This window comes from Dongia sp. P2_B8, from assembly GCF_056404715.1.
Genome location: NZ_JBFUDM010000003.1, coordinates 697,501 through 721,576, shown reverse-complemented (window position 1 = coordinate 721,576; position 24,076 = coordinate 697,501). Strand labels below are relative to the sequence as shown.

Below are 24,076 nucleotides of genomic sequence, written 5' to 3'. Positions count from 1 at the left end.
ACGAAAGATGCTTGCTTGGTTCCGGTCCTGACCGCGCCGCAGCTGAAACCTGCCCGTGAGCCGGTCTGTCGACGGCCCGGTGGACTGCCATGGAGAGATTAAGAATGGTCGAGCAAGCCGCCAAGATTGTCGGGTTGACGGAGATAGAAGCCCGGGCCCGCTTGATGCGCGACGGACCAAACGAATTGGCGCGCAGCGATCGACGCTCTCCTCTTCGAATCGCGCTCAACGTGCTGCGCGAGCCCATGTTGATCCTCCTCCTCGGCGGCGGCGTCATTTACCTTCTGATTGGCGACCTTGCTGAGGCCTTGACCTTGCTGGTCTTCGCAACACTGTCGGTTTCGATCACAGTCGTACAGGAAACCCGCACCGAGCGCGTCTTGGAAGCATTGCGCAATCTTGCCAGTCCGCGCGCGCTCGTGATGCGAGACGGCATTCGGAAACGCATCCCGGGTCACGAAGTCGTTGTCGGCGATTGCGTGATACTTTCCGAAGGTGATCGCATACCTGCCGATTTGGATCTTGCCGAAATACATGATCTTCTGGTCGACGAATCTCTGCTGACTGGAGAATCCATCCCCGTCCGCAAACTTGCCCGCGCGCAGGCGGAGCAAGGTGTGCGTCAACGTGCCGGCGGTGATGACCTGCCCTGTGCCTATTCCGGGTCACTCGTGGTGCGGGGCGCCGGTGTGGGAATCGTCTTTGCCACGGGCGCTCGTAGCGAGATGGGCAAGATTGGCGAAATCTTGCGGACGCTGCAGCCGGAGCCACCGCGGCTGCAGGCGCAAACACGCCGCCTGGTCCGCGTGTTTGCCGTCTTTGCTGGCCTTACCAGCCTTGTTGTCTTGTTCCTTTACGGCATGCTGCGCGGCAGCTGGTTGGAAGGATTTCTGGCTGCGATCGCCATCGGCATGTCGCTGATCCCCGAAGAATTCCCAGTCGTCCTCACCGTGTTCCTGGCGATGGGTGCATGGCGCATCTCGCATGCCCGCGTTCTTACCCGGCATGCTGCCGCCATCGAGACCTTGGGGTCTGCCACGATCCTATGCACCGACAAGACCGGCACACTCACCGAAAACCGTATGTCGGTTGCCGAACTCAGGGCCTGGCGCGGATCGGGTTGCCGCCTGGCGGAGCCGACCTTGGCCGATCCTATGGAGAGTGATCTGCCGCACGATTGCAGAGCCTTGGCCGAGATCGGGGTACTGGCAAGTCAGCCTGCCCCCACAGACCCGATGGACCGTGCCTTTCACGCCCTGGCGCCACGCCTGAGTGCGGGGTTCCAGGAACAGCTGTTGCAGCGGGTCCTGTTGCGGGAATATGGCCTCCGTCCCGACCTGCCGGTCATGTCAAATGTCTGGAGCATGGGATCAGAGACAACCAGCCGCATGATCGCGCTGAAAGGCGCGCCGGAAGCGGTGGCCGCCCTCTGCCAACTTGGCAAAGACGATTTTGCGCTGTTGCAATCCGCCATCGATGATATGGGCCGCCGAGGCATGCGCGTTCTCGGTGTCGCCTGCGGGGAGTTCAGCGGAGATATGTTGCCGGCCTCACAGCGCGAAATGACGCTCCAGTTCATGGGTCTGGTCGGCTTTGCCGATCCGCTGCGCGCCAACGTGCCAGCTGCCGTGGCAGAATGCGCCTCGGCCGGTGTGCGTGTCGTGATGATTACCGGTGACTATCCAGCGACCGCCAAAGCGATCGCCGCAGAGGCGGGCATTGTTGATGCAGACACCGTCGTGACCGGCGCGGAGCTGGTGGGCCTCGACGATGCTGCGCTGGCGCAGCGTGTAGCCAGCGCCGGGGTTTTTGCCCGGATCCTGCCCGAGCAGAAACTGCGGATCGTCAATGCCTTCAAAGCGCGTGGCGACATCGTGGTCATGACCGGCGATGGCGTCAACGACGCGCCGTCTCTCAAAGCCGCACATATCGGGATTGCGATGGGCGGGCGCGGCACGGATGTCGCCCGCGAGGCTTCGTCGATCGTCCTGCTGGACGATGATTTCGGCTCGATCGTGAAGGCCATTCGGCTCGGCCGCCGCATCTATGACAATCTGCGCAAGGCCATGGGTTTCATCATCGCCGTCCACGTACCGATCGCCGGCCTCTCCGTCCTGCCCCTGCTATTTGGCCTGCCGATCCTGTTGGGACCGATGCATATCGCCTTCCTGGAAATGGTGATCGACCCTGTCTGCACCCTGGCCTTCGAGGCTGAGGCCGATGAAGAGGATGTCATGCGGCGGCGGCCGCGCGATCCATCCGCTCCTTTATTCTCACGGCATTTGATTGGCTGGAGCCTGTTCCAAGGCGCTGTCACGTTCGGCGTCACCGGCGCCTTGCTCGTTTTTGCCCTCGGGTCGGGGATGCTGGAAAATGATCTGCGCGCCCTGGTGTTTGCCGCGCTGGTCATCTCGATCATCGGCTTGATCGTGGTCAACCGGTCCTTCAGCACCTCTCTCAAGGTCGCTATTATTAGGCCCAATCCGACACTTGCCTGTGTGTTGCTGGCCGTCCTGCTGGTTCTCGCCGGCACCCTTTGGTGGCCGCCCGCCCGGAATCTCTTTCATTTCGGTCCGCTGCACGTAGACGATCTGCTGCTGTCGATCGCAGCCAGTGGACTCCTGCTGGCGTTTCTCGAACTGGCGAAACGACTGCTCCGGAGACTCTTGTCGCCGTGAGCTCAGTGACTGCGGTCCTGACGGTGGTTGGCCGGTGGCCTGGCCATCATCCCTTGTCGCGTGCGGCCCTGATGAGATTGTTCCGCAACGTGACGACCGCCTTCTGCATTTTGGGAAACTCCTCTGATGTCAGGCCGGACGCCTCCACGAGATTCATCGTCAGGCCTTTCTCCCGCAGGCGGCGGCCAGCGTCGGTCAGGCTGACCAACACCTGGCGTTCGTCCGCCGCGTCGCGCTGCCTGCGCAGATATCCCATGCCTTCAAGTTTCTTGAGGATCGGCGTCAGCGTGTTGGATTCCAGAAACAGCTTCTCGCCCAGGCCACTGACGGTCTGATTGTCTTCCTCCCACAGTGCCACGATGGCGATGTACTGCGTGTAGGTAAGACCTAGTTCTTCAAGGATCGGCTTATAGGCCCGGCCATAGGCGAGATTGGCCGAATAGATCGCAAAGCACAGAAAATCTGCGAGCCTGGGGTTTGTGGGGCCTTTCGGGTCAGTGCTGTTCATCATCGTCCTCGCGCGCTTAAGGGAAATGCACCTCTAGACTCTATATATATCGGATACGATTAAATCGGAAGGCCTTGACAATCGATTTAGCTTTCATATATTAGACGCATACGATCTAAACGGATACGAGTTATTAATCAATTCAGGTTGACCAAACTCTTATCCATCGCAGCAGCGTCAAACGTCCTTTCCAACTGGCGAGCAGAGCAACCGATGACATTCTTCATCCTGGCTTATTTGGCAGGCGTGCTCACCATCGCCACGCCTTGCATTTTCCCGATCCTGCCATTCGTCCTGGCGCGGGCCGATCAGCCATTCAGAGAGGGTGCGTTGCCGATGCTGTTCGGCCTCGCCATTGCCTTTGCAACTGTCGCAAGCCTGGCCGCTTTTGCGGGCGGCTGGGTGGTGGCGGCCAATCACCATGGCCGGACCATTGCCTTGCTGCTGATGACCTTGTTCGGTCTGGCGATGCTCCTCCCCACCGTGGCCGTGCGCATGACGGCGCCGCTTATGGCGATCGGATCCAGACTGTCGAACTGGACAGGACGGCGCACGACAGTCCTTGGCACGACAGCTTTCTCTTCGATGCTGCTTGGCATCGCCACTGGCTTGGTCTGGGCACCTTGCGCTGGCCCCGTGCTGGGATTGATCCTGACCAGTGCCGCGCTGCGTGGTCCCAGCGTTGAAACGTCTCTGCTGCTCCTGACCTATGGATTGGGGGCTGCAACCTCGCTGGCCGCCGGCCTGTTCTTCGGTGGTCGCCTCATGGCCGTTGCCAAGCAGTCTGTCCGCAGGGGAGATCACTTGCGCCGCATCCTCGGCGCGGCCGTGGTGGCGGGTGCTGCACTTGTCTGGGGCGGCATCGATACCGGCCTTCTCACGCGCTGGTCTTCGGTCACCACGAATATGCTCGAACAGGAACTCATTGCCGCCCTGCAGAGCAAGCCCAGCCTGGGCTTGGGCACGGCCGCCGCTGCCACTCCAGAACCTGCCCTGTCCGGCCCGCTCGCCTCACTGCTGGGCGCGCCGCAATGGTTGAACGCGCAACCGCTGCGCCCAGACGACTTAACCGGCAAGGTCGTTCTGGTGAATTTCTGGACCTATTCCTGCATCAACTGCCTGCGTGTACTGCCACACGTCCGCGCCTGGGCGGAGAAATACAAGGAACGTGGTCTTGTGGTCGTTGGTGTGCACACACCGGAATTCGCCTTCGAGAAAGATGTCGCCAATGTGGGCAAGGCCCTGACCTCTCTTGGGGTCAGCTATCCGGTCGCGATCGACAATGATTTTGGAATCTGGCGGGCATTCAGCAATCAGGCATGGCCAGCACTCTACTTCGTCGACGCCAGCGGCGACGTCCGCGATTACCAGCTCGGCGAGGGCGGTTATGAGCAGTCTGAACGGTTGATCCAGCAGCTTCTGTCCGAAGCCAAGGCCGCCCCCGTTCCAAGCGAGATCGTCCCCGTCAACGGTGTAGGCGCGCAGGCGGCAGCTGACCAAGACAATCTAGGCTCTGGCGAGACCTATCTCGGCTATCTCCAGGCCAGGAATTTTTCTTCTCCCGGCAGGGTCTGGGAAGATGAACCGAACCTCTATCAGCCAGCATCGGACCTATCGCTCAATCAATGGAGCCTGGCTGGCCTTTGGACGATCGGCGGCGAGTTCGCCACACTCGACGACAGATCGGGCAGCATTGCCTATCGCTTCCACGCCCGCGATCTGCACCTCGTCATGGCGCCGGCAGCGCACGACCGCCCTGTCCGCTTTCGCGTCACGATCGACGGCGCAGCACCCGGAAAGGATCATGGCTCCGATGTGGATGCGGACGGATGGGGCAGCGTGCAGGATGACCGGCTCTATCAGCTGGTCCGGCAAGCCGGACCCATCGCGGACCGCACCTTCAGGATCGAGTTCTTTGATGGCAGCGTTCGCGCTTATGCGTTCACGTTCGGATAGAGCAGACAGTCCGCAACACCTCAACATGCTGCATCAGGAGCCACCCATGTCAGACCTCGCGGATCCAAGGCGCAGGCATTTCCTGCAAGTCGCCGGTCTTGCCGCTACGGCGCTTGCCGCCGCTGAAATCGTCGCGGCGGGTTCGGCCTATGCACAGTCCGAGACTACAGCGCCGGGAACGCACACGTCGTTTGGTGCATTGAAGCAGATCGATGCCGGCGTGCTCAATATTGGCTATGCTGAAGCCGGCCCCGCCGATGGTCCTGTGGTCATTCTTCTCCATGGTTGGCCTTATGACATTCACAGCTTCGTCGACGTCGCGCCGGCGCTGGCGTCGGCGGGCTACCGCGTGATCGTTCCACATCTGCGTGGCCATGGCACGACGCGCTTTCTATCGAACACCACGTTCCGCAATGCCCAGCAATCGGTGGTCGCCCTCGACATCATCGCCTTGATGGATGCGCTGAAGATCAAAACGGCACTCCTTGCCGGCTATGATTGGGGTGCCCGGACTGCCTGCATCATCGCAGCGCTCTGGCCAGAACGCTGCAAGGCGCTGGTCGCCGTGAATGGCTATCTCATCAACAATCTCGAACGCAACAAATTACCCTTGCCGCCCAAGGCCGAATGGGGATGGTGGTATCAGTATTATTTTGCCACCGAACGCGGCCGGGCCGGCCTCGATGCCAACCGGCATGATTTTGCAAAGCTCATCTGGAAGTTCAACTCTCCGACATGGAATTTCGATGACGCGACCTTCGATCGCACTGCCGCCTCCTTCGACAATCCGGACTATGTCGGCATCGTGATCCACAATTATCGCTGGCGCCTGAGCCTGGCCGAGGGCGACCCGCAATATGACGATCTGGAAAAACGCCTGGCCGCGGGTCCGGTCATCACGGTGCCCACGATCACGCTCGATGGTGATTCCGACGGCGTGGTCCCCGCCACGGACGGCATGTCCTACGCCAAGAAATTCGCGGGCAAGCGCACGCACCGGATCATCAAGGGCGTCGGGCACAATCTGCCGCAAGAGGCCCCGCAGGCCTTCGCCGACGCCATTATCACGGTCGACAGCTATTAGGCGGGCTCAGCTGAATCAGAGCGGCGCGATGCGCGTGAGGCTCCGCGGCGCCTTCCCGGAACTCCTGGAATTGTGCAGCACCTCTCATCTGCCCACCAAAAGCCAAACCCCCGCGCTTTTGTTGCGCGGGGGTTTTGTGTTGGTTGCGGGAGCAGGATTTGAACCTGCGACCTTCAGGTTATGAGATAGTTTGGCATAGATACGCTCGACTACTACATGATACGCCATGCTACTATAAGATATTGATTATACTCACATATTAAAGTTCATCATCGCGACCCACCTACGCCATTCTGCGCTGGATTTCGCCACCTGATGCTTCCATATTGCTTCCAGATTTCAAAGACGGGATTCGGGATGGCCAAGATCACAAAGCGGCTTGTCGATGGCTTGGCGGCCAAGGCATCAGACTATTTCGTTTGGGATGACGAGCTAGCAGGGTTCGGCATTCGCGTTTTGCCTTCCGGCCGCAAAGCCTATGTCGTGCAGTATCGCGCGGGCGGGCGCACTCGCCGTAACGCCTTCAGCCATGTTGGCACGATGACCCCGGATGAAGCCCGGAAGCACGCCCGCGAACTCCTGGTGTCGGTGGACAAGGGGCAAGATCCCTCCGCCGAGCAAGCCGCCTACCGGCGCATTCCGACTGTTGCCAAGCTCTGTGACAAATTCCTGGAAGAATATGTCCCCAAACGCTGCAAACCGAGCACGACAAAGGAATATCAGCGGTCGGTAGACCTATTCATCAAACCGCGCCTGGGCACTTTCAAAGTCAGTGATGTGAAGCGCTCCGATATTGCGAGCCTGCATCACGATTTGCGCGACATTCCTTATCAGGCCAATCGAACCCTTGGTGTCCTCTCGAAGCTATTTAACTTGGCGGAAGTATGGGAATTACGGCCGGATGGTTCAAATCCGTGCCGGCACGTCGAAAAGTACCGTGAGCAAAAACGCGAGCGCTTTCTGAATTTTGACGAAATCGGCCGTCTCGGCCAGATCTTGGACGAAGCGGAGCGAAATGACACGGAATCACCTTTTGTCATTGCAGCAATTCGCTTGCTGATTTTGACCGGCGCGCGTCTCGGGGAAATTCAAACCCTAAAATGGGCGTATGTGCAGGACAACTGCCTCGCCCTGCCCGATTCAAAGACTGGCGCAAAGCGCATCGTTCTGAGTAAAGACGCTATGGAGGTCTTGAAGCGCGCCAGAAAGGTTCCCGGCAATCCCTACGTGATTGCTGGAAACATTGAAGGCCAACACCTCACAGACATGCAGAGACCATGGCGGCGAATTCGGAAACTAGCGAAACTGCCAGATGTTCGAATTCACGACCTGCGCCATTCTTTTGCCTCGGTAGCCGCAGGCGGCGGCGAAAGTCTGATGACCATTGGAAAGCTGCTTGGTCACAATCAAGCTCAGACAACCGCACGATATGCGCACCTTGCGCATGAGCCTGTGAAGGCCACTGCAGATCGTGTCGCCGGGGAAATCTCATCTGCGATGCGAACGGGTTCTCTGCGAGCTAAGGTCGCAAATTCAAACGAGCCTCTAGAGCCAAAAAACAAAGCAGCCGAATAATCGGCAATTTGAACACCTGAAAACCTGCCTACGGTACCAATGTCCAAGAATTCAAAAAGTGCTTGGGAAAGCGGCGTCACTCTCTCCAAGGCCATAGAGCTATTTTCTGACGAAGGTCGCTTCAATGAATATATGCAATTGGAACAATTAAATTCGATCAAGCTGGAAATTGGTGGGCCGCAAAAAATTAATCTAAAGCCAATTCTGCCCGTAAGAGAAGAATTCGAAGCGATGGCTGTACGCCATATAGCTCTGCCAGGACTGCTGCAGGAGGACGTGCTAAAACGCCTCAAGGACGGCTCTTTAGTTGGGTTTGGATTTCAGTTACCGCGCGTCCGGAATGACGCTGCAATTCTTATCAACCACACAGATTGGGATACAGGCAGCGTCAATTGGGCAAATTCTTATTTGTTCTCAAATGGCCGAGAATTCGAAGAAGTCCGCGTTGTTGAATCTCGAACTACACCAACCGCAATTCAGACCGCCGGCGAATATCAAGAGACTGCAAAGCAACCGGGCCGCCCCCCGCTTACTGGCGAAATTCGAGATGCCATTCGCCGCCTTCGGGACAATGGGCAATTTATCGATAAGCCCCTGAAAGCCAATTACGAGAATGTTCGAAACGTAATTCGACAGAACAATTGCCATATTGATGCCTCCGATCGCGGACCCAGCGACGAGACAATTCGTCGGGTGATTAAAGCCGAACTCGATCAACGCTAGGTCAAACGCCAGCAACCTCAAAACCACCCTCAAAATCGCCCTCAAAACTCAATAATCGCTTCCAGTTTTGAGGCGTTTATTGAGGTTTCAAGTCGAGCAACAACTGGTCTCGCGCAATCATGCGTTAACGGGAGCCAGTCGTGACAACTATCAATGCCAGCACTCGTAGCGAGCAGTCCCACACGCAAAGCCTCGTCCCTGAGGACGTTGCGGCGGAATTCTTAGGCGTATCTAAGCGAACCCTCCAGAAATGGCGCCTCCGCGGTGGCGGCCCGCAGTTCGTCCGCGCGTCCACTCGCGCCATCAGATACCGCCTAAATGATCTGATCAGTTGGAGTGAGCAGCGGCTTTGCGCCAGCACATCGAGCGTCCTGCCACCGCTCCGCCGTTAGCTATCTAAGAGTTTTTGCCTCGTGGAGTTGACCGCGACACGAGGTGTTTTGGGGCCGGAAGGCTCTAAACGAGGGGGACACCGGGCCAGGTGTCCCCCTCATTACCGGCCCCAAAACCCCAAGCGGTCCCGGCGCGGAGCGCACATATCCAGCAATCTTTATCAGCTAGAGGAAAATCAAATGAAAATTGGGCAGATGAAAAGCAAAGACACGGCAAGCGGCCAAATTCTCGAAGGTGCAATTAGTACTTTGGAAAATGACATTTCATTTTTCGCCGTGAAATTGCCTGCGGCAACCAATCCAAATGCGCCCTCTCACAAGCTGTGCGCCTGGAATAGAAATGGTGCCGAAGTGCAAATCGGCTCGGCGTGGACCAAAGCCGTGAAAAGCGCGGAACGCTATGGCGATGAATTCTTGACGCTGACTTTCGATGACCCGAGCTTCGAAAAGCCGTTAAATGTCGCTGCATTTAAGAATGCCGAGACCGGCGACTGGGACATCATGTTCCGCCGCCGTCAATCGCGGGCCGCTTAGCTGCCCGCCCCTGCCAGTCAATGGCGGGGGTCCTTGTAACACCCCCTCCTAGAATTACAGGAACCAGCTTTCCATGACCCCTTTCAAAACATTGCATAAAGGCTTTGATGGTCTCGACATGGCAATAAAAGGCGCATTGCGAGCACCAGAACTTGAACTGCTTGAGGACGCCAAGAAGACAACCGAGAAGGCCTACCAGCCAACTTTGATCAAGCTTGGCCCCGGCCAGGTCGCCATGCATGTTGCCGACACTGGCGCCAAGGGCGGTTATGCCTTTCGCTGCGATACTGGCCCAATGGGTGAGACTTGGTTTTTTAAGCGCAACCAATCGGCTAGCGACTGGAATATCCGAGTAAGCGCCAAATCGCTGCCACTCGCAATTCTGGGCTACAAGGGTGTGCGGGATCAAATCAGGACGCGCCTTGCAGATATGGGAGCCATCTTTGGCGAGGAACGCCTGGGCCGCCTGGATTACGCCATCGATTTGTTGATGCCTGCCGAATTTTCGCTTCAACCGGATCAATTCGTGGCGCACTCAAAAACAAAGGTTGCCGAACATAATTACCCAGTGACGCCTACTTCCATTAATCCAGACGAATTTCAGGTACATTGGGCAGGACGGCAAGCATCGAGTGTAACCATTGGCAAAATGCCTGGGCGGCAAATTATTATCTATGACAAAAGACGAGAGGTTATTCAGAAATACAAAAGGCATTGGTTCTCAATCTGGGATATTGACCCCACGGATAAGAATTATGCAGTCTGGCGCGTAGAAGTACGCGCGGGGAAAAAATATTTGCGCTTCTGGCACATTAAAGACTTTGCCGACTTGGAAAATCAATTTGGCGATTTGGTCGTCGCGGCTGTGCAGGATATTCGCTATGTCGTGGACTCTGATCAATGCACCAACATTACGCGCATAGCTCTGAATCCGCTTTGGAAAAGAGTTCAGGAGGAATTGGCAATTGCTCTTGGCGATTTCCGTTCCGGGATAGTTCCCGACAATATCATTCGAGGTGAGCGCGAAAGAATTCTGACGCAGTATAAATCTCAAATTACCGCATTATTGCCGGGCGCCTTAATTGCAAATGGCTTTTCTGAGCGAGAAGCGGAACAGGAATATGCGGCCTTCTTCATGGAGTTGGCCAAAGCCATCGAAACCGGCGGAATGAAGGAATTTCGGAAGAAGCTCGCCCGCGCCAGCTCAAGGCTGCATTTCATTTAGACTTTTGTTGCCAACTAATTGAAATATTTGATAATGTGTTCATAGCCGTCTGCCGGGAGTAGATTACCATGTGGCGAAATTCGAAGCCGTAGAAGGACTAGGGGTTGTCCAGGGGCCGGATTCCCTTGGTATAAGGCGGCAGCCAGGGGCTCTAGTAGGCGGGGGAAACGTGGGAAAGCTACTTCGGGTCAGTCTCGATTGCCTTCCGAGTGCTCAGCATGGCTCGATAGAGCCATCGTCTGGTGCAATCCGCTTTCACGGATAATGGCGGATCATGCCTAGTACTGAAGCCGAAACAAGAGCCGAGCTTATTGATTTGGCTCTTACCCAGTCAGGCTGGAACATAAAAGACCCAACTCAAGTTGTTGAAGAGTTCGATATCCTAACCAACCTCCCGGAAGGCGTGGCCGAGCCGCGCACTCCTTATGAGGGGCATCAGTTCAGCGATTACGTTTTGTTGGGCAAAGACGGCAAGCCGTTGGCCGTGATCGAAGCCAAGAAGTCCAGCCAGGATGCCGCCATCGGCCGCGAGCAAGCCAAGCAGTATTGCTACAACATTCGGGAACAGTTGGGTGGTGAGCTGCCGTTCTGCTTCTACACCAACGGCTACGAAAGCTACTTCTGGGATTTAGAAAACGCCCCGCCTCGCAAGGTCATCGGCTTTCCCACGCGCGACGATCTGGAGCGCTTCGCCTATATCCGCCGCAATCGCAAGCCGCTGACGCAGGAGTTCATCAACACCTCAATTGCAGGTCGCGACTACCAGATCCGCGCTATTCGCTCGGTGCTTGAAGGTATCGAGCAGAAGAAGCGGGACTTCCTATTGGTCATGGCTACCGGCACCGGCAAGACCCGCACCTGCATTGCCTTGGTCGATGCGTTGATGCGCGCCGGGCACGCCGAGAAGGTATTGTTTCTGGTAGATCGCATTCCGTTGCGTGAGCAGGCGCTGGCGGCGTTCAAAGAGCACATGCCCAACGAGCCACGCTGGCCGAATGTCGGCGAAAAGCTCATCGCCAAAGACCGCCGCGTGTACGTTGCCACCTACCCGACGATGCTGAACATCATCCGAGATGAGGCACAGCATCTGTCACCTCACTTCTTCGATTTCATCGTGATCGATGAGAGCCATCGCTCTATCTACAATACTTATGGCGAAGTGCTCGACTATTTCAAAACCGTCACGCTGGGTTTAACGGCTACACCCACCGACATCATCGATCACAATACTTTTCAGCTTTTTCATTGCGAAGACGGCCTTCCGACTTTCGCCTATACCTTCGAGGAGGCCGTGAACAACGTGCCGCCTTACCTCTGCAACTTCCAGGTCATGAAGATTCAGACCAAGTTCCAGATGGAAGGCATCAGTAAACGCACCATTTCATTGGACGATCAAAAAAAGCTGATCCTGCAAGGCAAAGAAGTTGAAGAAATTAACTTCGAAGGCTCGCAGCTGGAAAAACAGGTCATCAACATGGGCACCAACACCCTGATTGTCCGAGAGTTTATGGAGGAATCCATCAAAGATGCCAACGGTGTGTTGCCGGGTAAGACCATCTTCTTCTGTGCCACCAAGGCACACGCACGTCGGATGGAAGACATTTTCGATAGGCTCTATCCGCAATACCATGGTGAGCTGGCCAAGGTGTTGGTATCGGAGGACCCGCGCGTCTACGGCAAAGGCGGCCTGCTTGATCAGTTCACCAACAATGACATGCCACGCATCGCCATCAGTGTGGATATGCTCGACACTGGTATCGACGTGCGCGAGATCGTCAACCTTGTGTTCGCCAAGCCAGTCTATTCCTATACCAAGTTCTGGCAGATGGTGGGGCGCGGCACGCGTTTGCTGGAAGCCCGCAAGCCCAAGCCCTGGTGTCTCGAGAAAGACGCGTTCCTGATCCTCGACTGCTGGGACAACTTTGAATACTTCAAGCTCAATCCCAAAGGCAAAGAACTCAAGCCGCAATTGCCCCTGCCGGTGCGGCTCGTGGGTCTGCGGATCGACAAGATCGAGAAGGCCAATGACAGCGGTCAAGCCGACATCGCCGCGCGGGAAATAGCGAAACTCCGCATTCAGATTGCTGCATTGCCTAAAGAATCAGTGGTGATCAAGGAAGCCGCCGCCGCACTGGCGCGGCTGGRCGAAGACAATTTCTGGATCAACCTTAGCCACAACAGACTGGAATTTCTGCGTGCCGAAATCAAACCGCTTTTCCGCACCGTCTCTGAGGCCGACTACAAGGCCATGCGTTTCGAGCGCGACCTGCTCGAATACTCACTGGCTGTGTTGAACGAAGACAAGGAGCAAGCCGAAGCCCTCAAAGAAGCCATAGTCGAACAGATCGGCGAACTACCACTCTCGGTCAGCTTCGTGAAGCAGGAAGAAACTCTGATACGCGCCTCACAAACTAACCACTACTGGGCCAAGGCGGATGAAGATGCCTTCGACGATATGGTCGCCAAGCTCGGCACGCTGATGAAATTCCGTGAGCAAAGCACTGGCCAGGAGCAAACCCACCTTGATCTGGCCGATGAACTACACAAGAAGGAATGGGTGGAATTTGGCCCGCAGCACGAAGCAGTCAGCATCTCCCGCTACCGCGAAATGGTCGAGGCCTTGATTGCCGACCTAACTGAGCACAACCTGGTGCTGCAGAAGATCAAGAGCGGCGAGGCGGTCAGCGCAATAGAGGCAAGTGAACTGGCCGAACTGCTGCACGACGAACATCCGCACATTACCGAAGACTTGCTACGACACACTTACAAAAACCGCAAGGCGCGCTTTATCCAGTTCATCCGCCACATTCTGGGCATTGAAGTGCTCAAAAGTTTTCCGGATGAAGTCAGCGCCGCCTTCGATCAGTTCATTCGCGCCCGCACCACGCTAAGCAGCCGGCAGATGGAATTCCTCAACCTGCTGAAGGACTTCATCATCGAGCGCGAAAAGGTGGAGAAGAAGGATTTGATCAAGACTCCCTTCACGGTCATTCACCCACAAGGCATCCGCGGCGTGTTCAGCCCAACCGAAATCAACGAAATCCTGCAGCTGACCGAACGGTTGGCCGCATAACGAACAGGCAATCCCATGCTGCAAAACAACCCCGAACTTAAGAGCAAGATCGACCAGCTCTGGAATAAATTCTGGAGCGGTGGCATCAGCAACCCGCTCACCGCCATCGAGCAGATCACCTATCTGCTGTTCATGAAACGGCTCGATGAGCAGGACCTCAAGCGCCAGTCCGACGCCGAGTTCACGGAAGACAAATACATCTCCAAGTTCGACGGCAAATGGATTCCGCCAAGATTCAGGGCAAATCTGCGTGAGGAAGATTCGGCAGAGGAACGCAAAAAAAAGCTGGAGGACGAAAAGCGCTATGAAATGGAAAAACGCACCCTGCGCTGGAGCGAATTTAAATTTTTCAGCCCAGCAGATCGAATGCTTGAACATGTCCAGGACAACGTTTTTCCATTTCTGAAAGACCTGAATGGCGCCGAATCAAACTTCACCCATCACATGAGAAACGCGGTGTTCATCATTCCCAAACCTGCCCTACTGGTGGAAGCGGTGAAGACCATCGACGAAATTTTCGAGGTAATGGAGAGAGACTCGCAGGAGAAGGGCCAGGCCTTTCAAGACATCCAGGGCGATGTATATGAAATGCTGCTGTCTGAAATTGCCACCGCAGGGAAGAACGGTCAGTTCCGCACCCCGCGCCACATCATCAAGTTGATGGCCGATCTGGTGCAGCCACAACTTGGCCACAAAATTGCTGACCCGGCCTGTGGCTCCGGTGGCTTTTTGCTGGGTGCGTACCAGTACATCGTGACACAACTGGCCATCAAAGCGGGCGCCAAAGACCTCACTCCTGATGAAGACGGCTTCGTGCGCACCTCGGTGGCAGCTGCACTCACCGAAAGAGCCCAGGCCATTCTGTCCAGCTCACTGTGGGGCTACGACATCGACTCCACCATGGTTCGCCTGGGGCTGATGAACCTGATGATGCACGGCATTGACGAGCCGCACATCGACTACAAAGACACGCTCAGTAAGAGTTTTACCGAAGAATCCGAATACGACATCGTGATGGCCAATCCGCCCTTTACCGGCAGCATCGACAAGGGCGACATCAATGAAGACCTGCAACTGGGCACCACTAAGACCGAACTGCTGTTCGTCGAGAACATTTACCGTCTGCTCAAAAAAGGCGGCACCGGCTGCGTGATCGTGCCGCAGGGCGTGCTGTTCGGCGCCAGCGGCTCCTTCAAGACGCTGCGCCAAATTCTGGTAGAGCGCTGCGATCTCAAGGCCGTCATCACCCAGCCCAGCGGCGTGTTCAAACCTTATGCAGGCGTGAGCACCGCCATCCTACTATTCACCAAGGTCTGGGGGCCGAAAGACAAGGTAAGCAAGCCGGCGACCGAGCATGTCTGGTTCTATGAGATGCAGGCCGATGGCTATAGCCTGGACGACAAGCGAACCAAGCAAGAAGGCTACGGCGACTTGCAAGACATCGTCACCCGATACCACACCCGCAATCCATCCACCGACACCGACACCGACCGCACGGCGAAATGCTTCATGGTGCCGCGCGCCGAGATCGAGGCTCAGGGTTATGACCTTTCTCTTTCTCGCTACAAGGAGGATATGTTCGAGGAAGTTCACTATGACTTGCCAAGCGTAATTCTGGATCGGCTGATTCAAGCCGAGGTGGGTGATGTGGATGAGAATGAGCTTGCCAGGATTCAAGGCGGCATTGTGCGTGAGCTGCTGGAATTGAGGGGGATGGTGGGATGAGTTCCTTCAAAACTCTTAGAGAGATCATCACGTTTAAAGGCGGCGGCACACCGTCAAAATCTGTAAGCGAGTACTGGGGAGGGGAAATTCCCTGGGCAACCGTAAAGGACTTTACGTCGACAGCGCTTACGACAACTCAAGATGCCATTACGGAGGCTGGCCTAAAAAGTAGTTCCGCGAACCTCATCCCGCGCGGGCACGTGATCATTCCGACCCGAATGGCATTGGGAAAGGCAGCAATCAATTATATTGATCTCGCCATCAATCAAGACTTGCGCGCCCTAATTCCAAAAGCTCCTATGGATCCCAGCTATCTTTTACATGCTGTCTTGTCACTGAAGGAAACCATTGTACGGAAGGGATCTGGCGCTACCGTCAAAGGCATAACTCAGGAGGAACTTTACGACCTCGAAATCTTCTTTCCGCCGCTCGACGACCAAATTCGCATTGCCCATCTGCTTGGCAAAGTGGAAGGCCTGATCGTTCAGCGCAAACAACACCTGCAACAACTCGACGACCTGATCAAAAGTGTATTCCTGGAGATGTTTGGTCCGAGCTGCCAAGGTTACGACGCGTGGCCTTTGGTAGAGATTCGCGATCTAGCTGCTAACCACAAGGGAGCCATGCGAACAGGGCCCTTTGGATCAAATCTCTTGCACAGCGAATTCACAGCCGAAGGTGATGTAGCAGTTTTGGGCATCGATAACGCCGTTCAAAACCGCTTTGCATGGGGTGAGCGCCGATTTATTTCCAATGAAAAGTATCAAGAGCTGGAGAACTATCGCGTCTCTCCCGGCGACGTGATTGTGACGATCATGGGCACCATTGGTCGCTCAGCGGTGGTGCCAGACGATGTTCCTTTAGCGGTTAATACGAAGCACTTGGCGGCGATTACTCTGAACAGAGAAGTCGCAAATCCATTGTTCTTGTCTTACTCCATTCACTCCAGCCCGTTCATTCTGAATCAGTTTAGGAGCAAGAATAGAGGCGCCATCATGAGCGGCCTAAATCTCGGACTAATCAAGGAAACCAAGCTCAAGCGCCCGCCAATCGAGTTGCAGGAGAAATTTGCCGAAACGCACACTCGTGTTGATGAATTGAAGGCTATGTATCAGTACAGCCTAACCGACCTCGAAACTCTTTACTCGGCGTTGAGTCAGCAGGCCTTCAAGGGCGAGCTGGATTTGTCGCGGGTGCCGTTGCCCGACGAACAAGCTCAGCCAGGGCAGGGTGGGCGGGATGTGCAGCAGCAGGCCGATCCGCTACCTATATCCGCGGGAGCGATCACGCCGACGGAAGTCACCAACCAAATGGTTCAGCCCACACCGCCACAAGTTCGTCGCGCATTGCTGGTTGATTGGCTGAGACAGTACCTGACGAACACCTTGCCGGATGCCAGTTTGGATACTGCGCAACTTATCGAATCGGCATGGCAGGCGCTGCAGTCAACTCGATCCAAGGTCGAAGGCGACACGCTGACGATGGCATCCGAGGACTACGACGCGTTGAGAGGGTTTCTCTTGGAGGCCTTGGATGCGGGCGATCTGGAGCAGTATTTTGACGGCGACAGCAATCGGGTCGGCTTGAAACCCGGCGCCCGACTGGCTGCATACGGCAGTTGGTAGGCCCATGAAGCTGCTGCGCCTGAAGATCACCGACCCGGCCGGCTTTCGCAGCCTGCCCTGTGGCTTTGAGCATCACTTCCGCACGGAATGGATACTGCAAGACGAGCTGGAACAACCTGCAGGCTTTGCACCCTTCGTTTGCGCCGGACCGAATGGCAGCGGTAAATCCAATCTCCTGGAGGTCCTTGCGGCGATTTTCTTTCAACTGGAGTTGCTGCGCGTGCGCCGCAGCTTTTTACCCGAGGCGCTGCAAAACGAGGATCGGGATATTCCGCCGGCGGCGTTTGAGCTGGATTATTTGATTCAAGTGCCGCCAGAATTTAGGCGCGCCGATGGTCCAGTGTGGGCAAACGTCGCTGTCCGGAAGAACTCCGGAGAATCGGTGCGCCTTCTGTGGGAAAATCAAAGCAACTTCGGTACCGATGTCGACGAGTCCTTCAATGGAAGCCAGGCCGATATCCTGGTGCCGCAATTCGTGCTTGGTTATTCGTCTGGTGAAAACGAAATCCTCAGCCTGCCCTTTTTCAAGCTGCGCTTTGTGCAGTTTGACGAATATTGGAATGCACTGACGCGCCAGCTCCCCTATCCGGGGCATCCGGAAACGCGGCTGGCTTATCTCGACAATGGTTTCAGCCAAGCCATTCTGCTTTGCAACTTGCTGTTCCAGGATGAAGTGACCCTGCAGCCCTTCCGCGAGGACATCGGTATCGAAGCGCTGAAGGAGTTCCGTATTGTTATTCGGCGCAGCATTCCCCTCCAACCGGAGCAGCTTGTTGGCTTCGCCAGCGAAGACGAGAACCAGCGGCAGTCACTTGATGACATCGTCAAAAGTAACCCGGCTTTGCGCGCCGAAACGGATGACGATGGCACTACCCATTATCGGCTGAACCTAATGCAACTATTGGAGGGAGACGATAAGTCCTCCCTGATGGTGAGCGCTCTTAAGCGCTGCGCCACGCTGAACTATGTGGACGAGACTACTGACGCCCTCATCCTCGATTACTGGGTCAACGAAGCGACAAAGGAAGCCTTTCGGAAAAACTTTGGCGACTCAGCGTTCCAGAAAGACTTCGTCGATTCAGCCTTTCAGGGAAGACCCGATAATTCAGCTTTGGCTCTGTTTCAAGCATTTCAGGTTCTGCTGACATTGAACCTATTTACAACCAGCGATGCACTCAAAGCTGACCTTTACAGGTCGCCCAGCCATTATGTAAGCGAAACCGTACCCGTGCTCGCCTCCGACCAGCGCATTATGCGCTTCAAGTTCGTGCGCTTTCACAAGCAACGGGTGGCGGAACCGATATCACTCAAGGAATTGTCGGACGGCGAACACCAGCTACTGCACAGCCTTGGACTTTGCCTGCTGTTCCGCAACACCAACAGCTTATTCTTGTTGGACGAGCCTGAAACTCACTTCAATCCAGACTGGCGAGCCAATTTTATCACTCGGCTCCGCCAGTGCCTTCCCGGCACCGGAAATGTGGGGCAAGAAATGTTGATCACTACCCACGCGCCGTTTCTGATTTCGGACAGCAAACCGGAAAAGGTGCTGGTATTCGCCAAGGACAAAGACAGTGGCGCGGTCAGCATCAGCCACCCGGATTACAATACGCTGGGCGCCTCGATCAACAAGATCACCATGAACACCTTCGGCAAGCGCGAAACCATTGGTGGCTATGCGCAGGCGTTGCTTGACGCATTGCGGGCACGTTTTGCACAAGGCGTCGATGACAAGGAACTATTGATCACGGAAATTCACCAGCAACTCGGTGACTCGGTGGAAAAAGTGCTGCTGATCAAGGCAATCCTCGATAGCGATCAGCCGGGCAACGGGAAGGCGCCGGTCTGATGCTGTTTTCGTACACCTATGTGCCGCACAAAATGGAGAAGATGCAGGAATTCATCGACTTCATTTTTCATGAGGTGTGGTGCAGGGCCCCGGCAAGCGGCCTCTTTGATCTGCACCTGTTCGACGCCAACGCGGAGTTACGCGATGTGATGGAGGCTTTCTATTACTCCGACACCCAAGGTGCCGATTTCTTTTATGGTCACGTGGAGCGCATCTACGATTTGTTTTCGGCGCTGACCGCTGCCCAGATCAGGCAGTTTCAACATTGGTATCGGGGCAACAACGATCTGGAGAAGGTGTGTGCCAATGACCCGGCGACGCAGCTGGCGCGCTACGCTGACATCGCCGTCAACCACAAGGGCCTTGCCGACCAACTCGGCACTTTTTTCAAGGGCCTGTATTCACAATCGCTGCTGGATCTGGCCGCATTACGCGCCCAGATCGGAGACATCGACGATCACTATCAGGCCTTTATGATTACCAACAAGGCGGGGAAATGCCCGTTTTGTGGCATCAACGACCTGCTAGGTGAATACCACAGCAAGCGTGAAGCCTATGACCACTACCTACCGAAGGCGCTATATCCGTTCAATTCGATCAATTTTCGCAATCTCGTGCCCGCCTGTCATCACTGCAACAGCAGCTACAAGACGAGCAAGAACCCAGTCCACACCCCCAAAGACCCTGCCGGGACAGTCCGGCGCCGCGCCGTTTTCTACCCGTACAAAATGGGGCCGCATTCCATCGAACTACAAGTTGTCTTGCATCACCCAGACATCACCAACCTGACGCCAGCGGATATCACGCTGCAATTTGGCCCCGCTGCCGTCACCGAGGAACTTGATACTTGGAAGGATGTGTACGGCATCGAGGAGCGCTATAAGGCCAAGCTCTGCGGAGAGAATGACGGCAAGTATTGGCTCACGCAGCTGCTGGACGAATGGCAAGAAGGTGGCCGAGATCCTGACGCGTTTTTAACGACATTGGCACTCCAGGCACAGAAGCGACCGCATGCTGAGTGCAATTTTCTCAAGCTGCCGTTTCTGGAGAGCTGTAGAAAGGTTGGAATTTTCGACCTTCAGGTTATGAGCCTGACGAGCTACCGGGCTGCTCCATCCCGCGTTAAGTCTTTGGCCGGGGTTTTATGCCCGGTAGCATTGTTTGTCCGCGTTGCGGACGGGGACTGCTCCATCCCGCGTTAAGTCTGTGGCCGGGGTTTTATGCCCGGTGGCATTGTTTGTCCGCGTCGCGGACGGGGCTGCTCCATCCTGTGTAAGGATGTTTCGTGCCATTTAAGCACGAAAGGCGCGCTTTGTTGMWGAGCGCGCCTTTTGATGTTTGTGATTGTGTYTCTGATGCATGTTGATCCGGACTTGGAAGACCTGGCGGCGACCTACTCTCCCGCGTCTTGAGACGAAGTACCATTGGCGCTGAGGGTTTTCACGGCCGAGTTCGGGATGGGATCGGGTGCAGGCCCCTCGCCATAACCACCAGGTCATCGAAGGCCGGATTGCAAACTCATCTTGCGACGAGCGATTACCAATATGAAGTGCTGAATGTGCCGAGGCCTAGAGTTCAGCTGTCCTTAGAGGACAGTGCCTTGCAAGAAGAAGGCGAAGATCAAGCCAGTGGAGCGATTAGTACCGGTTAGCTCCGTACATTACTGCACGTCCACACCCGGCCTATCAACGTGATGGTCTCTCACGGCTCTCATAGGGAGTATTAGTTTTGAGGTGGGTTTCCCGCTTAGATGCTTTCAGCGGTTATCCCGACCGTACATAGCTACCCGGCGATGCCGTTGGCACGACAACCGGTACACCAGAGGTACGTTCACCCCGGTCCTCTCGTACTAGGGGCAAATCCTCGCAATACTCCAACACCCACGGCAGATAGGGACCGAACTGTCTCACGACGTTCTGAACCCAGCTCACGTACCACTTTAAATGGCGAACAGCCATACCCTTGGGACCTGCTCCAGCCCCAGGATGTGATGAGCCGACATCGAGGTGCCAAACGACTCCGTCGATATGGACTCTTGGGAGTCATCAGCCTGTTATCCCCAGCGTACCTTTTATCCGTTGAGCGATGGCCCGTCCACGTGGGACCACCGGATCACTATGACCGACTTTCGTCTCTGCTCGACTTGTCAGTCTCGCAGTCAGGCGGGCTTATGCCATTGCACTCGACAGCTGATTTCCGACCAGCCTGAGCCCACCATCGCGCGCCTCCGTTACTCTTTGGGAGGCGACCGCCCCAGTCAAACTACCCACCATGCAGGGTCCCGGTCCCGGATAACGGGACGCGGTTAGATATCAGAGAACGAAAGGGTGGTATTTCAAGGTTGCCTCCACACTGACTGGCGCCAGCGCTTCATAGGCTCCCACCTATCCTACACATTCATTCCCTAATACCACTGCAAAGCTATAGTAAAGGTGCATGGGGTCTTTCCGTCTAACCGCGGGTACTCCGCATCTTCACGGAGAATTCAATTTCGCTGAGTTGGTGTTGGAGACAGTGGGGAAGTCGTTACGCCATTCGTGCAGGTCGGAACTTACCCGACAAGGAATTTCGCTACCTTAGGACCGTTATAGTTACGGCCGCCGTTTACTGGGGCTTCGATTCAGAGCTTGCACCCCTCCTCTTAACCTTCCAGCACCGGGCAGGCGTCAGACCCTATACGTCGTCTTAAAGACTTCGCAGAGCCCTGTGTTTTTGTTAAACAGTCGCCACCCCCTGCTCTGTGCCCCCCACCCATGGTTGCCCATAGATGGGGCCCTCTTCTCCCGAAGTTACGAGGGCAATTTGCCGAGTTCCTTCAACACCATTCTCTCAAGCGCCTTGGTATACTCTACCAGTCCACCTGTGTCGGTTTAGGGTACGGTCTATACGCTGGAGTTATTTCCCGGAACACCTTCGCGGCCATCACAATCCGATAAGCGATGACAACATACGGCATTCGTCACTTCCAGCAGGCCCTGGAATATTAACCAGGTTCCCATCGACTACGCCTTTCGGCCTCGCCTTAGGGGCCGGCTCACCCTGCGCGGATTAACCTTGCGCAGGAACCCTTGGACTTACGGCGACAGTGTCTCTCACACTGTTTATCGCTACTCATGTCAGCATTCTCGCTTCCGTTATCTCCAGCATGGCTCACGCCACACCTTCACAGATTTGCGGAACGCTCCGCTACTGCGTGACCAAGGACGCTACCTTGATCACACCCGCAGCTTCGGTGCATGGCTTTAGCCCCGTTACATTTTCGGCGCAGGACGGCTTAACTAGACCAGTGAGCTATTACGCTTTCTTTAAAGGATGGCTGCTTCTAAGCCAACCTCCTGGCTGTCTTGGCCTTCCCACATCCTTTCCCACTTAGCCATGACTTGGGGACCTTAGCTGGCGGTCTGGGCTCTTCCCCTCTCGACCATGGACCTTAGCACCCACAGTCTGTCTGTCGGGATATAACCCGTTGGTATTCGGAGTTTGGTTAGGTTTGGTAAAGATCGCTCTCCCCTAGCCCATCCAGTGCTCTACCCCCAACGGTGAACTCCCGACGCTCTACCTAAATAGATTTCGCGGAGAACCAGCTATTTCCGAGTTTGATTGGCCTTTCACCCCTATCCACAGGTCATCCCAATCCTTTTCAACGGATACGAGTTCGGCCCTCCAGTCGGTGTTACCCGACCTTCAGCCTGCCCATGGATAGATCACCCGGTTTCGGGTCTCATCCTACGAACTATGGTCGCCCTATTAAGACTCGCTTTCGCTACGCCTTCATCTATCGACTTAAGCTCGCTCGTAAGACGAACTCGCTGACCCATTATACAAGAGGTACGCGGTCACCCCATACGTGTTGCCACGCAAAGGCTCCCACTGCTTGTAGGCATTCGGTTTCAGGTACTATTTCACTCCCCTCATCGGGGTGCTTTTCACCTTTCCCTCACGGTACTGGTTCACTATCGGTCATTGAGGAGTACTTAGGCTTGGAGGGTGGTCCCCCCATGTTCAGACAGGATTTCTCGTGTCCCGCCCTACTCAAGGATACAAAACCTTCCTACCCATACGGGGCTATCACCCACTATGGCCTGCCTTTCCAGACAGTTCTGGTTCGAAGATTAAGTACCACTGGCCTGGTCCGCGTTCGCTCGCCACTACTAGCGGAGTCTCTGTTGATGTCCTTTCCTCCAGGTACTGAGATGTTTCAGTTCCCTGGGTTCGCTTCCTTACCCTATGTATTCAGATAAGGATGACCTTACGGCCGGGTTTCCCCATTCGGAAATCCACGGATCAAAGCCTGCTCGCGGCTCCCCGTGGCTTATCGCAACGTGCTACGTCCTTCATCGCCTCTCAATGCCAAGGCATCCACCAAATGCCCTTAACGCGCTTGATCCTAACCCTCAATCTCACAAGCTGAGACCAAAGGCCTCGGCACACTCAGCACTTCAGTTGGTAATCTATACGACCACAGGCTCAGTGAATGACAGCTACCCTCTCCCCACTATCGACGAAGTCGATAATCGAGTTAGGTTTAGCCAGCCACCCACATGCGGTTTATACGGAAAGACCGCCCGTGGTCGCTTGCATCAGATCTACAATGACAAACAGCTTTTCAAAGATACCCACCAGGCCTTGACCCGGCAGCGCCTCTTCAAACTTTGAACTCGCTCAGCCGCGGCACTCTCTTCCGAGAGGCGTCGCGCGCAAACAATGGTGGGCCAGGGAAGATTTGAACTTCCGACCTCACGCTTATCAAGCGCGCGCTCTAACCAGCTGAGCTACTAGCCCATATTCTTCCGAGAAACAGTGAGGATCCTTTTCGCGGAGCCGCCCCGTCAGCAAAGCTGACAAACGCAACATCCGAGATCGGCGACACCACAAAGTGGTGGAGCCGATCGGGATCGAACCGACGACCTCAAGCTTGCAAAGCTAGCGCTCTCCCAACTGAGCTACGGCCCCAACGGTGCCAAAACACCGCCGCCCGGCAACACCAACTCTCGTTGATGGCCTGGCCTGTTTCTCGAGAAGGGATACGCAGACGGCGGATCCAGTAAGTTGCCTTACTAGAGCCAGTAATCTTGAGTGGTTTTCAGTAGTTGTTAAGTAAAGCAAAAGAGGCGTGTGAGACGCTTAAC

Annotated in this window: 13 protein-coding genes, 3 tRNA genes and 2 rRNA genes; 12 read left to right on the top strand and 6 right to left on the bottom strand. The window is 55.6% G+C overall.

Annotated elements, in window-relative coordinates:
- The first annotated feature begins 104 nt into the window (after positions 1-104).
- The gene (locus AC1DWZ_RS10925) at positions 105-2,678 is read left to right on the top strand and encodes a cation-translocating P-type ATPase (protein WP_477168913.1); all 2,574 of its coding nucleotides are present in this window, start codon (positions 105-107) and stop codon (positions 2,676-2,678) included.
- Between the two features lie 46 nt (positions 2,679-2,724).
- Here the strand turns inward: AC1DWZ_RS10925 and AC1DWZ_RS10920 are convergent, their stop codons facing one another.
- Positions 2,725-3,186, bottom strand: a complete 462-nt coding sequence (locus AC1DWZ_RS10920) for a MarR family winged helix-turn-helix transcriptional regulator (protein ID WP_477168912.1) — start codon at positions 3,184-3,186, stop codon at positions 2,725-2,727.
- Between the two features lie 213 nt (positions 3,187-3,399).
- Between AC1DWZ_RS10920 and AC1DWZ_RS10915 the strand changes: the two genes are divergently transcribed.
- From AC1DWZ_RS10915 to AC1DWZ_RS10865, 11 genes are all read left to right on the top strand, one after another.
- A complete protein-coding gene (locus AC1DWZ_RS10915; RefSeq protein ID WP_477168911.1) occupies positions 3,400-5,142 on the top strand; it encodes a redoxin family protein in 1,743 nt (580 codons plus the stop codon).
- A 46-nt stretch (positions 5,143-5,188) separates the two neighbouring features.
- Positions 5,189-6,226, top strand: a complete 1,038-nt coding sequence (locus tag AC1DWZ_RS10910) for an alpha/beta fold hydrolase (protein ID WP_477168910.1) — start codon at positions 5,189-5,191, stop codon at positions 6,224-6,226.
- Between the two features lie 357 nt (positions 6,227-6,583).
- A complete protein-coding gene (locus tag AC1DWZ_RS10905) occupies positions 6,584-7,801 on the top strand; it encodes a tyrosine-type recombinase/integrase (RefSeq protein WP_477168909.1) in 1,218 nt (405 codons plus the stop codon).
- 39 nt (positions 7,802-7,840) lie between these two features.
- A complete protein-coding gene (locus AC1DWZ_RS10900; RefSeq protein ID WP_477168908.1) occupies positions 7,841-8,524 on the top strand; it encodes a hypothetical protein in 684 nt (227 codons plus the stop codon).
- Positions 8,525-8,664: 140 nt separating this feature from the next.
- Positions 8,665-8,916, top strand: coding sequence for a helix-turn-helix transcriptional regulator (locus tag AC1DWZ_RS10895; RefSeq protein ID WP_477168907.1), 252 nt, complete (start codon positions 8,665-8,667; stop codon positions 8,914-8,916).
- A 180-nt stretch (positions 8,917-9,096) separates the two neighbouring features.
- Positions 9,097-9,450: a DUF736 family protein gene (locus AC1DWZ_RS10890; RefSeq protein ID WP_477168906.1), complete on the top strand. Its 354-nt coding sequence runs from the start codon at positions 9,097-9,099 to the stop codon at positions 9,448-9,450.
- Positions 9,451-9,523: 73 nt separating this feature from the next.
- Complete coding sequence (locus tag AC1DWZ_RS10885) at positions 9,524-10,675, top strand: hypothetical protein (RefSeq protein ID WP_477168905.1); 1,152 nt, start codon at positions 9,524-9,526, stop codon at positions 10,673-10,675.
- Positions 10,676-10,949: 274 nt separating this feature from the next.
- Positions 10,950-13,748, top strand: coding sequence for a type I restriction endonuclease subunit R (locus AC1DWZ_RS10880; protein WP_477168904.1), 2,799 nt, complete (start codon positions 10,950-10,952; stop codon positions 13,746-13,748).
- Positions 13,749-13,763: 15 nt separating this feature from the next.
- Positions 13,764-15,473: a type I restriction-modification system subunit M gene (locus AC1DWZ_RS10875; protein WP_477168903.1), complete on the top strand. Its 1,710-nt coding sequence runs from the start codon at positions 13,764-13,766 to the stop codon at positions 15,471-15,473.
- On the top strand, positions 15,470-17,098 hold the full coding sequence (locus AC1DWZ_RS10870; protein ID WP_477168902.1) for a restriction endonuclease subunit S: 1,629 nt from the start codon (positions 15,470-15,472) through the stop codon (positions 17,096-17,098). The genes AC1DWZ_RS10875 and AC1DWZ_RS10870 overlap by 4 nt, the downstream gene beginning before the upstream one ends.
- A 4-nt stretch (positions 17,099-17,102) precedes the next feature.
- Positions 17,103-18,947 (top strand): restriction system-associated AAA family ATPase, encoded by a 1,845-nt coding sequence (locus AC1DWZ_RS10865; RefSeq protein WP_477168901.1) that lies wholly within the window; start codon positions 17,103-17,105, stop codon positions 18,945-18,947.
- A gap of 1,044 nt (positions 18,948-19,991) precedes the next feature.
- On the opposite strand, the gene AC1DWZ_RS10860 is transcribed toward AC1DWZ_RS10865, so the two are convergent.
- From AC1DWZ_RS10860 to AC1DWZ_RS10840, 5 genes are all read right to left on the bottom strand, one after another.
- A tRNA-Met gene (locus AC1DWZ_RS10860) sits at positions 19,992-20,066 on the bottom strand.
- A 261-nt stretch (positions 20,067-20,327) separates the two neighbouring features.
- Positions 20,328-20,442 (bottom strand): 5S ribosomal RNA (gene rrf, locus AC1DWZ_RS10855).
- Between the two features lie 121 nt (positions 20,443-20,563).
- Positions 20,564-23,334 (bottom strand): 23S ribosomal RNA (locus AC1DWZ_RS10850).
- Between the two features lie 318 nt (positions 23,335-23,652).
- Positions 23,653-23,729, bottom strand: a tRNA-Ile gene (locus tag AC1DWZ_RS10845).
- A 95-nt stretch (positions 23,730-23,824) separates the two neighbouring features.
- Positions 23,825-23,900, bottom strand: a tRNA-Ala gene (locus AC1DWZ_RS10840).
- Positions 23,901-24,076: the final 176 nt, after the last annotated feature.

Bases quoted from the DNA above. Each gene is read 5' to 3' on its own strand.
- AC1DWZ_RS10925 (WP_477168913.1), top strand. From the start codon at position 105: ATGGTCGAGCAAGCCGCCAAGATTGTCGGGTTGACGGAGATAGAAGCC.
- AC1DWZ_RS10920 (WP_477168912.1), bottom strand. From the start codon at position 3,186: ATGAACAGCACTGACCCGAAAGGCCCCACAAACCCCAGGCTCGCAGAT.
- AC1DWZ_RS10915 (WP_477168911.1), top strand. From the start codon at position 3,400: ATGACATTCTTCATCCTGGCTTATTTGGCAGGCGTGCTCACCATCGCC.
- AC1DWZ_RS10910 (WP_477168910.1), top strand. From the start codon at position 5,189: ATGTCAGACCTCGCGGATCCAAGGCGCAGGCATTTCCTGCAAGTCGCC.
- AC1DWZ_RS10905 (WP_477168909.1), top strand. From the start codon at position 6,584: ATGGCCAAGATCACAAAGCGGCTTGTCGATGGCTTGGCGGCCAAGGCA.
- AC1DWZ_RS10900 (WP_477168908.1), top strand. From the start codon at position 7,841: ATGTCCAAGAATTCAAAAAGTGCTTGGGAAAGCGGCGTCACTCTCTCC.
- AC1DWZ_RS10890 (WP_477168906.1), top strand. From the start codon at position 9,097: ATGAAAATTGGGCAGATGAAAAGCAAAGACACGGCAAGCGGCCAAATT.
- AC1DWZ_RS10885 (WP_477168905.1), top strand. From the start codon at position 9,524: ATGACCCCTTTCAAAACATTGCATAAAGGCTTTGATGGTCTCGACATG.
- AC1DWZ_RS10875 (WP_477168903.1), top strand. From the start codon at position 13,764: ATGCTGCAAAACAACCCCGAACTTAAGAGCAAGATCGACCAGCTCTGG.
- AC1DWZ_RS10870 (WP_477168902.1), top strand. From the start codon at position 15,470: ATGAGTTCCTTCAAAACTCTTAGAGAGATCATCACGTTTAAAGGCGGC.
- AC1DWZ_RS10865 (WP_477168901.1), top strand. From the start codon at position 17,103: ATGAAGCTGCTGCGCCTGAAGATCACCGACCCGGCCGGCTTTCGCAGC.